Annotated in this window: 1 protein-coding gene; it reads left to right on the top strand. The window is 70.2% G+C overall.

From position 1 onward, the window contains the following. On the top strand, positions 1-396 hold a 396-nt coding region (locus tag ABTU92_RS30550), incomplete at its 5' end, for a hypothetical protein (RefSeq protein ID WP_408095274.1). Positions 397-550 lie beyond the last annotated feature (154 nt).

The raw sequence follows: 550 nt of genomic DNA, 5'->3' as shown, positions 1-550 counted from the left end.
GCTCGAGCTCCTCGGTCTCGGAGGGACGTGGTGACGGTGCCGGACCTGATCTTGACCGGTTCCTCTGGTCGACCGGTTCCGCTGCGGTGCCGCTGGACGAGGCTCGCGCTCGTCCCGGTGATGATCGGCGTCGTCGTGATCGTGACGGCACTCGCCTGGTGGGCGGTCGTCTACGGCATCGTCGTGAACGCCGGGGTGCTGTCGCTGCGCGAGGCGGGGCACTGCCTCGTCGATTCGTCGGGCCTCTGCCAGGCGATCGCGGTGCTGTGCACCCAGGATCATCCGTTCGGCGTGCGCGTCTATTCGCCGGACCTCTTGTTCGCGGGGCTCTGGCTCACCGGGCCGGGCCTGCTGATCGCGGCGGCGTGCGCCGTGTGGAACCGGGCGGCCGTCTGAGCCGGGCGGTCCGACCCCATCCCCATGAGATCATGACCTGATCAGGAGACTAGCAATGCCGGACTCCCTCCGTCCCGAAACCCTCGCCCTGCACGCCGGCTGGCGCGCCGACCCGTCGACCGGCGCCGTCGCCGTGCCGATCTACCAGACCACG

The organism is Rhodoplanes sp. SY1 (assembly GCF_046000175.1).
Classification (GTDB): Bacteria; Pseudomonadota; Alphaproteobacteria; order Rhizobiales; family Xanthobacteraceae; genus Rhodoplanes.
The sequence above is the reverse complement of the archived record's forward strand: the minus strand, read 5'-3'. Positions and strand labels throughout refer to the sequence as shown.